This window comes from Tissierella sp. QWL-11, assembly GCF_058683765.1.
In genome coordinates this window covers 1,284,341-1,296,578 of the sequence record NZ_CM178750.1, presented here as the reverse complement: position 1 = coordinate 1,296,578, position 12,238 = coordinate 1,284,341, and the positions used below count along the sequence as shown (strand labels likewise).

Here is a 12,238-nt window from a genome sequence, read left to right as displayed (position 1 = left end):
AGGTGAAAAAATGGAAAAAGTATTAGAAGTAAAAGACTTAGCTGTATCCTTTCAAACCTTCTTTGGAGAAGTTGAGGCAGTAAGGGGTATAAGCTTTGATGTAGGAAAATCTCAGACAGTTGCCATAGTTGGTGAATCAGGATGTGGAAAAAGTGTAACTGCAAATTCAATAATGCAACTTCTTCCTAAACCTCCTGCTTTCTTTAAAAATGGCCAAATAATATTTAATGGAGAAGATCTTTTAAAAAAGACAGATAGAGAAATGGAACAAGTTCGTGGAGATAAAATCGCAATGGTGTTTCAAGATCCTATGACCTCTTTAAACCCTACCATGAAAATTGGAAAACAAATAACAGAAGGTCTAATGAAACACAGAAATATATCCAAAGAAGAAGCAGAAAAAAAGGCAATTGAAATGTTAGAATTAGTATCAGTTCCTCAACCTTCAAAGAGAATACACCAATATCCCCATGAGTTTTCAGGTGGAATGAGACAACGTGTTATGATTGCTCTTTCAATGGTTTCAGACCCTACCCTTTTAATAGCTGATGAACCTACTACAGCTTTAGATGTAACTGTACAGGCTCAAATCTTAGAATTAATGAAGGATATTCAAGATAAATTAGGTATGTCAATTATCCTAATCACTCATGATTTAGGTGTAGTAGCTGATATGAGCGATCGTGTTGAAGTAATGTATGCAGGACAAATTTTAGAAGAAGGTATAACAGAAGAAATATTTGAAAATCCTAAACATCCATATACTAAAGGACTTCTAGCTTCTGTACCAAAATTAGATATGTCAAGAGAAGAACCTTTATATTCTATAAAAGGGACTCCTCCAGATCTTTATATCCCTCCTAAAGGTTGCCCATTTTTTGCAAGATGTGATTTTGCTATGAATATTTGCAAGGACAATATGCCAGATTTTGAAAAACACAGTGAAAGTCATAAAAGTCGCTGCTGGTTAAATCATCCTATGGCACAAGCTAATGGAGGTGAGTTATAGTGGAACCACTTATATCTATTAAGAATTTGAAAAAACATTTTAATGTTGGTGAAGGAACTCTAAAGGCTGTAGATGGAATAAGTTTTGATGTATATAAGGGTGAAACTTTCGGCTTAGTTGGAGAATCTGGATGTGGTAAAACTACTGCCGGTAGAACCATAATCAAACTATATGAACCTACAGATGGAGAAGTTGTATTTAATGGGAAGAATATATATAATTTGTCTAAAAGACAAATGCAGGAAGTAAGAAAAAATTTCCAAATGATATTTCAAGATCCCTATGCTTCTTTAAATCCAAGAATGACTGTTGAAGATATTATAGCTGAACCTTTAGATATTCATAAGATAACAAACAACAGTAAGGAACGTAGAAAAAGAGTAGTTGATTTACTTGAATTAGTAGGATTAAATGAAGAACATGCTGATAGATTTCCTCATGAGTTTTCAGGAGGACAAAGACAAAGGGTGGGTATTGCTCGTGCTTTAGCTTTAAATCCTAAATTTATAGTATGTGATGAGCCTATTTCTGCCCTAGATGTATCTATTCAAGCTCAAGTAGTTACTCTACTAAAAGACCTTCAAAAGAAACTTGGGTTAACTTATTTATTTATAGCTCATGATCTTTCAATGGTAAGATATATTTCAGATAGAGTTGGTGTAATGTATTTAGGACATATGATGGAGCTTTCAGATTCAGAAAGCTTATATACTTCTGCTCTTCATCCTTATACAAAGGCTCTTCTTTCAGCAATCCCTATTCCAGATCCTAAAATTCAAAGGAATAAAAAAAGGATAATGCTTGAAGGAGATGTACCAAGTCCTATAGACCCAAAAGAAGGATGTAGATTTGTAGATAGATGTAGCTACGCATCAGATAAATGTAGAGCGGAGACGCCTTCTTTCAGAGAATTAAAACCAAAACACTTTGTAGCATGCCATAGAGCAGAAGAAATAAATGAAATTTAAAAATATCAGGGGGACTGATGTTACCCCCCAAATCCGGACACGGATTTAGGGGGTTTTATCATGTCTAAATATTCATTTAAGTTTAAGTTAGAAGTAGTGAAAGATTATTTAAGTGGAGAAACAGGTGGTTATGAATCTATAGCAAAAAAATACGCTATAACAAATTTTAGTCGAGTTAGGGATTGGGTTAAAAATTATGAAAGCTACGGAGAAGAAGGACTAAAAATAAAATCTACAAAAACTTTTTACTCTGGAGAATTTAAGCTACGTGTATTACAATATAGGCAATACCATAATTGCTCTTACAGAGAAGTATTAATGTCAAGATTATTTTGCATAAATGTGCCAATATTTCTATGTACAGTTTTGCTAATTATCTTTATTAGATATTTTAGATAGAGCAGTAGCTGTTCTATAAGAATTACCTAATATATTTACTATACTAGAATGATGGACTAATCTATCTAAGATGGCACTAGCTAACATATTGTCTACAAATATTTCACTCCAATCCGATAAATTTATATTGCTAGTAATTATTGTGCTTTTCTTTTCATATCTTTTATCTATTAGTTGGAAAAACATTTTAGCTTCCATCTCTCCAATAGGAAGATAGCCTATTTCATCAATTATTAACAATTTATATTTGCTAAAATGTTTTATTCTACTGTCTAATTTATTTTCTAAATATGCCTTTTTTAGTTGAGCAATTAAGTCTTGACATTTTATAAAATAAGTGCTAAATCGCTTTTTAGCAGCTGCCATACCAATGGAAGTAGCAAGATGAGTCTTGCCTACCCCACTATTTCCAATTAGTATTATATTACTATTGTTTTCTAAAAATCTTAAACTCTCAAAATCTAAAAATTGTTGTTTATTTATTTTAGGCTGAAACTCAAAATCGAAATCTTTCATTTCTTTTAAATGTGGAAATCCTGCTACTTTAACCATTGCATTTGTAGCATTAAAGTTTTTTATTTCTATTTCTTTTGTAGTAAGCTCATAAAGTGCGTCTACTAGACTTATTTTATCCTCATTTACTTTTGTAATATATTCATCTAGTCTCAAGCTTGTCTGAACTAACTTTAACTCTTTTAGGTTCTCACATAACTTTTGATAATTGTTCATTAAATTTCTCCAATTCTTTTAAATGTTTATCTGCATACTCTGAAACATCTTCTTTTCATTTAAATGTTAATCCTAACATCTTTAAATGATGATCATTGTGATAATTAATCTTTTTTTCTGTTATTCTATGGATTGTAATTAGTTTTTTGTTATAATATACATGTAAGTTATTTTCACTAACTTGTATTGTAACATTTTTACCAATTAAATCTGGTGGAGCTGAATACATATTATGCTTGTATTTAAATAGGCTATTGGTATTCACCTTTGCTTGTACAGTTTCATTTTTGTAAAAAGAACAGATTTTATCATGTGGGAGTGGTAATAGATGTTCTTTTTCTTTGTTAAAAACTAATATAGGTGGTAATCCTGTAGCTTGACATACTCTTGAATTAGCTTCATTTGTGATTACACTCATCTTTTCATGCAATTCTTGTAAATCTTCTAAAACACCATTGTAATTCATAATTTCATCAATTATTCTCATTGGATTTTCAACTTTTGCTTTAGTATTAGGTCTTGCTCTAACACAAGGATATATGCTAAATCCAAAGTCATCAGAAAGTTGCTTAAACTTACTATTTACTTTACCATCTGAACACTCGGTTCTAGCTTTATCCATCATAGTAGAAGCGTTATCAATTACTATTTCTTTTGGCACTCCACCTAATGATTCAAATGAATTAGATAAAAAATCAAATAGATGATTCTGACTTGTTGATGGATATATTGCCCATACCTTGAATCTAGAGGCAGATAAGACTAAGCTACCTACATTTAAAAGCATTTCACTATTATCTTTAAAAGAAAATTTTAATTTCTCTTTCCAATCAAACTGAGCTTGTTTACCAAAAGGTGTTTCAGATTTCACAGAATCTTTTTTTGCTTTTGGTTTAAAATACTCAGCAAATTCACTTTTCTTTAAAATGTAGTAATTAAAATTGCTACGAGAACATTCAAGCCCGTGCTCTCTTACCAGATATCTATAGAGATGAGATTTGTAGTAGAATATCTGCTTGCTTTTTGCTGATAGCAAAGAAGTGATAATATTGTGATAATCATCTATTTTAGATTTCTTCTCTTTTCTTTCTTTTTCCGTATTTCCTTCATAATATTTTTTAACTGTTCTCCTATCAACTCCCAACTCCCTTCCTATTTCACTGAAATTTGGTTTTTCCAAATTATTAACCTCCACTAATGTTTTTAATTTGTTTAAATCTTTTACAGTTTTTATCTCTATTTCTGTATTAATGTTTAAAATCACTTTCATCACCCATTAATACTATAGAGAATTTTGTAAATATTGTACATTAAAATATTGGCAACTTCCTACAATATTATTTTAGCATTTATAAGAAGCTGCTAATCACTTTGGTATTAGCAATCAGGGTACGATTGCTAATTGGCAAAGGCAATACTTAGATGAAGGCTTCGAAGGGCTTAATAAGTCGATTGGGAGGCCTAGTACTATGTCTGAAAACAAGAAGAAAAAAGATGCTTTAAATCTCACCAAAAGCGATAAAGAAGAATTAATTAAATTAAGAGAAGAAAATGAATTTCTGAGAGCGAGCTTAGCATACGAAAAAAAGCTAAAAGCCTTAGTCCAAAAAAGAGAGCAAAAAACAAGGAAAAAACGAAAGTAATAATGGAATTAAGGCAGAAATTCCCTTCAATCAAATTGAGAATCTGGCTTAAGATAGCTAACTTGCCCAAAAGTTCATTCTATGAATGGGTAGAAAAACTAGAAACAGTTAACAAAGAAGAGTTAAAATTGATAAATATTATTAGAAATATATTTGAAGAATCAAATGAAACTTATGGATACAGAAGAATTACCATTGCTCTAAAACAAAAGGACTTAAAGATAAACCATAAAAGAGTATATAGAATCATGAAAGAGAATGATATGAAGTGCATAAAATTTTCCAGAAGATCTAGAGGTTATAGTTCTTTTAAAGGTGAAGTTGGAAAGATAGCAGAGAATAAATTAAATAGGCAATTCCAAGTAACAGTTCCTAATAAAGTATGGGTTACAGATGTAACTGAATTCAAAATCCAAGGCAGTAATCAAAAACTGTATCTATCACCTATTATGGATCTTTTTAACAACGAAATAATTTCATTTAATCTATCTACAGCTCCTACAGTAAAATTTACAACGGATGCCTTAGATAATGCTCTTAAAAAGCTTCCTAAGAAGCATCAATTAACAATTCACTCTGACCAAGGCTTTCATTATCAGCATGCTCAATGGGTGAAAAGATTAAAAAAGAGAAATATTGAACAAAGTATGTCTAGAAGAGGAAATTGTATAGATAACTCTCCAATGGAAAATTTCTTTGGGATATTGAAGCAAGAAATGTACTATGGAGAAAAATTTACATCCATTAAGAAGTTAGAGAAAAAGATTACAGAATATATTAACTGGTATAATAACAAAAGAATAAAGAAGAAATTAAACGGCCTGTCACCTATTGAGTATAGGCAACAAGCCGCATAATTAAATATTATCCGAAAGTCCGTATTAAAGGGTTCACATCAGACTCCCCCTGACATTTTTTTATAAACTATTCACTTGCAATTTGCTCTGCTATTCTTATTCCATCTACTGCAGCTGATATAATTCCTCCAGCATATCCTGCCCCTTCTCCTACAGGGTATATCCCTTTTATATTGCTCATATATCCTTCATTTCGATTTATTCTAATAGGAGAAGAACTTCTAGTTTCAACTCCTGTCATTATAGCATCTGGATTTTTAAATCCATTTAACTTTCTATCAAATTCATTTAATGCCATCTTCATAGTTTCTATTACATATTCAGGTAAGCACTTTCTTAAATCTGTTAGCTTTACCCCTGGTTTATAAGAAGGTTTTACTGTTTTAAATTTTGTAGAAGCTTCTCCCTTAAGGAAATCTCCAACTAATTGAGCTGGAGCTACATATCCTCCCCCACCTGCTTTAAATGCTAAACTTTCCCACTTTCTTTGAAACTCTACTCCTGCTAAAGGATGACTACTCTCAAAATCCTTTGGAGATACTCCTACTAACAAGGCACTATTTGCATTTTCTTGATCTCTTTTATAGTAACTCATTCCATTTGTCACTACCATATTTTCTTCTGAAGCAGCAGCTACCACTTCTCCACCTGGACACATACAAAATGTATATGCTGATCTGCCATTTTCAAAATGACCAGCCAATTTATAATCAGCAGCCCCTAATTTAGGGTTTTTAGCAAATTTTCCATATTGAGTTCTATCTATCATTTCTTGTGGGTGCTCTATTCTTACTCCTATTGAAAAAGACTTTTGTGATATATCTAGTCCCCTTTTATATATCATATCAAAGGTATCTCTAGCACTATGCCCCAATGCAAGCAATATCAGATCTGTCTTTATTTCTTCACTGTCATTTATAATTATTCCTTTTAAATTATCATTTTCTATTATCAAATCTGTTAATTGACTATTAAATCTAACTTCCCCGCCTAAACTAATAATAGTTTTTCTTATATTTATTATCACTTGTCTTAATATATCAGTGCCTATATGAGGTTTATTTATATATAAAATTTCTTTTGGAGCTCCATGAAGTACAAATTCCTCTAATACTTTCCTACTTCTAAAATCTTTTGTCAATGTGTTTAATTTTCCATCTGAAAAAGTTCCTGCTCCTCCCTCACCAAATTGAACATTTGATTCAATATTTAATTTTCCAGTTTCCCAAAATGCATCTATATCTTTAACTCTATCTTCTACAGATTTTCCCCTTTCAATTATAATTGGTCTATAACCCATTCTAGAAAGTATTAAACCTGCAAATATTCCAGATGGTCCTGCTCCTATTATAATAGGTCTTTTCTCTAAATTTTTCTGTCCTTTTTTTACATAAATATATTGCTTGTCAGGAGTCTTACTAACCCCTTTCCCATTTATTTTTCTAAGTATACTTTCTTCATCTAAAAGCTTTACATCTACTGTGTATATAAAGTAAAGATCATTTCTTTTCCTAGCATCTATAGATTTTTTGAAGATTTCATACTCGATTAAATCATCTTCCTTTATTTTGAGTTTTTTTAATATTTCCCTTTTAATAGTTTTTTCTTCATCATCATTTATTCTTAATTTTATATTTGGTATCCTTAACATTTTTTCTCCTTTTTTATATAGACTATTTACTATTATACCCTTTTTTATAACAAATAGGAAATTTCCGCTTTAATATTTATCTAAAAAGCTTCCCGATTTTTTAATGTTTCAATATAAGCTTTTCTTATAACTATTTGCTAAGAATTTAAAAATATTGTTAATCTTTATTATGTTTAAAAAAGGGCATAATATTAAAATAGATGGAGGGAGATAAATGCTCAAAAACTTAAATACAATAGAAAAATGGGAGCTTTGGGGAATAGTTTGGATAATAACTGTAGGAAGCCTATTACATTTTACCTTTGAATGGTCTAGTAATTCTAAATTGGTAGCTTTTTTTTCTCCAGTAAACGAAAGTGTTTGGGAACATCTTAAATTAGGATATTTTGCACTATTATTTTTTATATTTATAGAGTATCATTTTTTAAAAAATCATACTACTAGTTTTTTTATAGGAAAATTTATAGGAATATTAGTATTAACATTTACTATTTTGATAGTATTTTACTCTTATCATGCTATAGTAGGTGAAGAATCACTTATAGTGAACATTTTCTCCTTTGTATTAGGGGCTATACTTTGTCAAATAGTGAGTATGAAAATACTAAAAATTAATTTTAATAAAATTACTAATATTACCTCATTAATAGGATTTATTATTTTAGGGATTATCCTTATCTTCTTTACTTTTTTTCCTCCTGAACTACCTATATTTATGGATAACAATACAGGGAAATATGGGATTGACTCTTAATTTGTAAGCACTGATTGACTATCATTTATTTCTATAGTAATATTAAATGGAATAAGTAATACTTAGAAGAATTAAAATGTAAAATGGATAAAATAGAAGATATAATAAAAGTTTTTGAAGCTATTAATATAAATGTAGTCGAGGGAACTCATTAATTTTTCTATCTACAAGGAGATGATACATTGGTAATAAGAAAAAAAGATGATGAGCTTTCTCATATGGAAAATTCTATTATTTCCATAGGCAAAGAACAAATCGGGGGAAAAAAGATTGCTATTATTGCAGGTCCCTGCTCTGTGGAAAGTGAAACTCAAATAATAGATATTGCCAAATCAGTTAAGAAATCTGGTGCAGCTTTTTTAAGAGGAGGAGCTTTTAAACCTAGAACTTCTCCCTACAGTTTTCAAGGTATGAGAGAAAGTGGGATTGAATTATTAAAATTAGCTAAAAAAGAAACAGGCTTGCCTATAGTAACCGAACTTATGTCTACAGACTATTTAGATTTATTTATAGAAGATGTAGATATAATTCAAATCGGTGCAAGAAATATGCAAAACTATGAATTGTTAAAGGAAGTTGGTAAGACAAAAAAACCTATACTTCTCAAGAGAGGTATGGCTTCAACAATAGAAGAATTTTTGATGGCTGCAGAATATATTATGGCTGAAGGAAATGAAAATATAATCTTATGTGAAAGAGGTATAAGAACTTTTGAAAATTATACTAGAAATACACTAGACTTAAGTGCTATACCAATAATAAAAAAACTAAGCCATCTTCCTATAATCGTAGATCCAAGCCATTCAAGTGGTAAATGGTGGCTAGTAGAGCCACTATCTAAAGCTGCAATAGCTGCAGGTGCTGATGGCTTAATTATTGAGGTACACAATGATCCTGATAATGCAAAATGTGATGGAGATCAATCTATTACACCACAAAGATTTGATAATCTTATGAATTCACTTAGAAAAATAGCTCTTATAGAAAATAAAACTATTTAAAAAAACTCTCTTAGAAAATAAGAGAGTTTTTTAGTTTATAACAATAGAAAATACATATCGTAAAGAATTAGTATTCTTTATTATCAAGAATTAAAGCTGTAGATTTTACACTTATAAGTACTATAGTAATAATTATTAATATACATATTACAATTAATAAATTGCTAGATATGTTCTGCAATTTTAAAAATATAGATGCACTATTGCTTAATTTTTTAGATAGCAACCCAGTTAAAAATGGGCTAATAAAAATTATACCTGCACTTACCATTTGAAGCTTAATATATCCAAGTTTAAAGGTCAAAGGAATATAAATTGAAAAGAATAATTCTACCAATAAAAAAGCTATCATTATCCCTACTAATCCTATACTCCCCACTTTGGTTATCTCTATATTAGATAGTATTATATATACTATTGAAATTGTAAAAAAAGATATAGTAACAACAATTATTTTAGATAATGCAATTAAGCTATTAGACATTGGAGTAGTTTGAACATATATCATTCCTTTATTTTTCATTTCCTCCATTGAAATCATATGATATGTCATAAAAGTTAGCATTAAAACTAATAAGATATAAAGAATAAAACTATTAGCTTGAATTTCAGGAGATTTAATTGAAATAAATATTGGAGCTATTATACTAAATAAAAGCATTATCATATTATATTTTTTAATAAGTAAAAAATCTTTTTTTACTAAATTTATTAATTGTTTCATAGATTAAAGCACCTCCGTTTTTGCTAAAAAAATATCTTCTAAATTTGTTCTTTCAACAACAATTTCAGGAAATTCTTTACTTAATTTTTTATACTCGTTTGTGATTGCACTAAATCCATAATTTGTTTTATTTAAAAAACTTAAATCATTTTTATTTATTTTTTCTAATATATCATTATTTCCTTTTATAAGCCTATACTCTTCTAATAATTCATCCTTGCTAGTTTGTTCTAAAATCTTACCATCATTAATTATTATTATTTCATCAGCAACTCTCTCTAAATCTGATGTAATATGAGTAGAAAATAATACACTTTTCCCATCTTCCTGTATATATTCATTTAGTATATTCATTAGTTCTTTTCTTATTTCTGGGTCCAGTCCCGATGTAGGTTCATCCATAATTAATAAATCTGCGTTATGTGATAAAGCTAAGCTTAAAGCATACTTCATTTTCATCCCCTTTGAAAGAGTTGATATTATCTGTTTTCCATTTAAATTAAATCTTTTCATATAAGTTTCATATTTATTCTCCTCCCAATTCGTATAAGTAGATGAAACTAAGCTTTTCATTTGATCTAATGTTAAATTATCATAAAAATATCCATCATCTAAAACTACACCTATTTTATCTTTTATATCTTTTTTACTTAAATTAGGATTATTGAAATATATAATATTACCTTGATCTTTACGAATTAGACCTAATATAATCTTTATTAATGTAGTTTTCCCCGCTCCATTTTTACCTAAAAAACCAGTAATACAATTCTCTTTTATACTTAAATTTACATCACTCAAAGTAAAAGTATTAAAATACTTTGAAACATTTCTTATTATTAATATATCATCCATGGTTAAACCTCCTCATAAACTATATCTAGCATTTTATGTAACTCTTCTATATCAATATCTAAGGTATTTGCAAGGGTAATTAAATCAATTAACTTTTCTTCTATAAGTACTCTCTTTGTGTCTTCGATTAAATCCTTATTACCAGCAAGTACAAATGTACCTTTTCCAGCTTTACTAGATACAAATCCTTCTTTTTCTAACTCATCATAAACTCGTCTAATAGTTAAAATACTGACATTTAGATCTGTAGAAAACTTTCTAATAGAAGGTAGTAGTTCTCCATTGTCTAAAGCTCCTTTTAAAATTGCAGACTTGATTTGTTCTTTAATCTGTTCATATAAAGGCTTTTCTGAGGTATTCGATATTATAATGTTCAGACCTCCCAACTTCTCACCTCCAATGTGTATGTTTATACATCACATTATACACATCAATCACTTATTAGTCAAGAAAAATAATATTCAATTCTAAATACTATTTAAGATAGGAATAAAAATTCCCTTAGACTTAAGTCTAAGGGAATCTAAAATACTATTTCTATATATAACGATTTAGCCATACAATTACATCATTCATAACTTCATCTTTATTTATTTCATTTAACATTTCATGCCTTCCATCTTTATAAAGTTTATAACTCACATCTTTAATACCATTTCTTTTGTATGTATTAAAAAGATTTACAATACCTTTTCCAAATTTACCTACAGGATCCTTATCCCCTGAAAAAATATAAATTGGCAAATTCTTTGGAATCAATTTTAAATTATCTTTCTTTTCAATCTCCTTGAGTCCAGTAAAAAAATCATAAAAAAATCCTGAAGTAAAAATGGCGCCACAGTGAGGATCATTTACATATTTATCTACCTCATCATGGCTTCTACTAAGCCAGTCAAATTTAGTTCTATTAGGTTTAAAAAACTTATTAAAATTACCAAAAGAAAGTTTATCTAATCTTGGACTCTGCCTCTTTCTACCATGTTTTTTAATTTCCATCTTTGCTAATCCAGCGCCAATATTAAGGATCATTCCTCGTTTCCCATTTGATCCTGAAAGTATAACCCCTTTTAATTCATTACCATAGAGCATGATATACTTTTGAGCTACAAATGAACCCATACTATGACCAAATAAAAATAAAGGTAAAGAATGATTCTCTTTTTTTATAAGCTTACTTAAGTCATATACATCTTGTACTAACCAGTTAAAACCATCTTTATCTCCAAGATACCCTAGATTTTCAATAACTCCAGCGGTTTGACCATGTCCTCTATGATCATTTGCATATACAATATATCCATTCTTTGTCAAAACCTGTGCAAATCTTTCGTATCTCTTAGCTGTTTCTGCCATACCATGGGATATTTGTACTATTCCCTTAATTTCAACATCTTCAGGTATCCATTTATATACGAATATATCTGTTTCATCTCCTGATTTAAAAATAAAATTTTTACTTATCACTATTATCCCCCTTTTAAAATTAAGTGTTATTTCTATTCTACATCTTATATTATACTATTGTTTTCTATAAAATCTAAACTCAATAATGATAAAAACAAATTATAAAGCTTATATCACTAAATTTTTATTACCTATATATAAATTCTATATAATATTAATTCTATATAATATTAATTCTAAATTT

Annotated in this window: 14 protein-coding genes and 1 pseudogene; 8 read left to right on the top strand and 7 right to left on the bottom strand. The window is 29.2% G+C overall.

Annotation, left to right across the window (positions count from 1 at the left end; genetic code table 11):
- Window positions 1–10 precede the first annotated feature (10 nt).
- Genes AC4PG3_RS06115 through AC4PG3_RS06105 form a run of 3 tightly spaced genes read left to right on the top strand, consistent with a single transcriptional unit; the run spans window position 11 to window position 2,376 of the window.
- On the top strand, window positions 11–1,009 hold the full coding sequence (locus AC4PG3_RS06115; protein WP_492198163.1) for an ABC transporter ATP-binding protein: 999 nt from the start codon (window positions 11–13) through the stop codon (window positions 1,007–1,009).
- Window positions 1,006–1,977 (top strand): ABC transporter ATP-binding protein, encoded by a 972-nt coding sequence (locus AC4PG3_RS06110; protein ID WP_492198206.1) that lies wholly within the window; start codon window positions 1,006–1,008, stop codon window positions 1,975–1,977. The genes AC4PG3_RS06115 and AC4PG3_RS06110 overlap by 4 nt, the downstream gene beginning before the upstream one ends.
- Window positions 1,978–2,037: 60 nt before the next feature.
- On the top strand, window positions 2,038–2,376 hold the full coding sequence (locus tag AC4PG3_RS06105) for a helix-turn-helix domain-containing protein (protein ID WP_492198162.1): 339 nt from the start codon (window positions 2,038–2,040) through the stop codon (window positions 2,374–2,376).
- On the opposite strand, the gene istB is transcribed toward AC4PG3_RS06105, so the two are convergent.
- Window positions 2,347–3,105 carry an IS21-like element helper ATPase IstB gene (gene istB / locus AC4PG3_RS06100; protein WP_492196212.1) on the bottom strand — a complete coding sequence of 253 codons (759 nt, stop codon included), beginning with the start codon at window positions 3,103–3,105 and terminating at the stop codon, window positions 2,347–2,349. The two genes, AC4PG3_RS06105 and istB, sit on opposite strands and share 30 nt — an antisense overlap.
- Window positions 3,106–3,160: 55 nt before the next feature.
- Window positions 3,161–4,369 (bottom strand): IS21 family transposase, encoded by a 1,209-nt coding sequence (istA, locus tag AC4PG3_RS06095; RefSeq protein ID WP_492196213.1) that lies wholly within the window; start codon window positions 4,367–4,369, stop codon window positions 3,161–3,163.
- A 103-nt stretch (window positions 4,370–4,472) separates the two neighbouring features.
- Here istA and AC4PG3_RS06090 point away from each other — a divergent pair.
- The 3 genes and pseudogenes from AC4PG3_RS06090 to AC4PG3_RS06080 form a co-directional block, all read left to right on the top strand.
- Window positions 4,473–4,556: pseudogene (locus tag AC4PG3_RS06090) on the top strand (helix-turn-helix domain-containing protein); the annotation flags it as partial.
- 18 nt (window positions 4,557–4,574) lie between these two features.
- Window positions 4,575–4,748, top strand: a complete 174-nt coding sequence (locus AC4PG3_RS06085; RefSeq protein WP_492198161.1) for a hypothetical protein — start codon at window positions 4,575–4,577, stop codon at window positions 4,746–4,748.
- Entirely contained in the window at window positions 4,682–5,605 is a 924-nt protein-coding gene (locus AC4PG3_RS06080; RefSeq protein WP_492198205.1) for an IS3 family transposase, read from the top strand. Before AC4PG3_RS06085 ends, AC4PG3_RS06080 begins: the two co-directional genes overlap by 67 nt.
- A gap of 67 nt (window positions 5,606–5,672) precedes the next feature.
- Here AC4PG3_RS06080 and AC4PG3_RS06075 read toward each other — a convergent pair whose 3' ends face one another.
- Window positions 5,673–7,256 (bottom strand): NAD(P)/FAD-dependent oxidoreductase, encoded by a 1,584-nt coding sequence (locus AC4PG3_RS06075; RefSeq protein ID WP_492198160.1) that lies wholly within the window; start codon window positions 7,254–7,256, stop codon window positions 5,673–5,675.
- Window positions 7,257–7,470: 214 nt separating this feature from the next.
- Between AC4PG3_RS06075 and AC4PG3_RS06070 the strand changes: the two genes are divergently transcribed.
- Both AC4PG3_RS06070 and aroF read left to right on the top strand, forming a co-directional pair.
- Window positions 7,471–8,010 carry a DUF6512 family protein gene (locus AC4PG3_RS06070; protein ID WP_492198159.1) on the top strand — a complete coding sequence of 180 codons (540 nt, stop codon included), beginning with the start codon at window positions 7,471–7,473 and terminating at the stop codon, window positions 8,008–8,010.
- Window positions 8,011–8,192: 182 nt separating this feature from the next.
- Window positions 8,193–9,011 carry a 3-deoxy-7-phosphoheptulonate synthase gene (gene aroF / locus AC4PG3_RS06065; protein ID WP_492198158.1) on the top strand — a complete coding sequence of 273 codons (819 nt, stop codon included), beginning with the start codon at window positions 8,193–8,195 and terminating at the stop codon, window positions 9,009–9,011.
- A gap of 67 nt (window positions 9,012–9,078) precedes the next feature.
- On the opposite strand, the gene AC4PG3_RS06060 is transcribed toward aroF, so the two are convergent.
- From AC4PG3_RS06060 to AC4PG3_RS06045, 4 genes are all read right to left on the bottom strand, one after another.
- A complete protein-coding gene (locus AC4PG3_RS06060; RefSeq protein ID WP_492198157.1) occupies window positions 9,079–9,735 on the bottom strand; it encodes an ABC-2 transporter permease in 657 nt (218 codons plus the stop codon).
- A gap of 3 nt (window positions 9,736–9,738) precedes the next feature.
- Window positions 9,739–10,590, bottom strand: a complete 852-nt coding sequence (locus tag AC4PG3_RS06055) for an ABC transporter ATP-binding protein (protein ID WP_492198156.1) — start codon at window positions 10,588–10,590, stop codon at window positions 9,739–9,741.
- Between the two features lie 2 nt (window positions 10,591–10,592).
- Complete coding sequence (locus tag AC4PG3_RS06050; RefSeq protein WP_492198155.1) at window positions 10,593–10,976, bottom strand: GntR family transcriptional regulator; 384 nt, start codon at window positions 10,974–10,976, stop codon at window positions 10,593–10,595.
- A gap of 151 nt (window positions 10,977–11,127) precedes the next feature.
- Window positions 11,128–12,054: an alpha/beta hydrolase gene (locus tag AC4PG3_RS06045; RefSeq protein ID WP_492198154.1), complete on the bottom strand. Its 927-nt coding sequence runs from the start codon at window positions 12,052–12,054 to the stop codon at window positions 11,128–11,130.
- Between the last annotated feature and the right edge of the window lie 184 nt (window positions 12,055–12,238).

Coding starts and splice junctions, on each gene's coding strand:
- AC4PG3_RS06055 (WP_492198156.1), bottom strand. CDS start 10,590: ATGGATGATATATTAATAATAAGAAATGTTTCAAAGTATTTTAATACT.
- AC4PG3_RS06085 (WP_492198161.1), top strand. CDS start 4,575: ATGTCTGAAAACAAGAAGAAAAAAGATGCTTTAAATCTCACCAAAAGC.
- AC4PG3_RS06075 (WP_492198160.1), bottom strand. CDS start 7,256: ATGTTAAGGATACCAAATATAAAATTAAGAATAAATGATGATGAAGAA.
- istB (WP_492196212.1), bottom strand. CDS start 3,105: ATGAACAATTATCAAAAGTTATGTGAGAACCTAAAAGAGTTAAAGTTA.
- AC4PG3_RS06115 (WP_492198163.1), top strand. CDS start 11: ATGGAAAAAGTATTAGAAGTAAAAGACTTAGCTGTATCCTTTCAAACC.
- AC4PG3_RS06105 (WP_492198162.1), top strand. CDS start 2,038: ATGTCTAAATATTCATTTAAGTTTAAGTTAGAAGTAGTGAAAGATTAT.
- AC4PG3_RS06060 (WP_492198157.1), bottom strand. CDS start 9,735: ATGAAACAATTAATAAATTTAGTAAAAAAAGATTTTTTACTTATTAAA.
- AC4PG3_RS06070 (WP_492198159.1), top strand. CDS start 7,471: ATGCTCAAAAACTTAAATACAATAGAAAAATGGGAGCTTTGGGGAATA.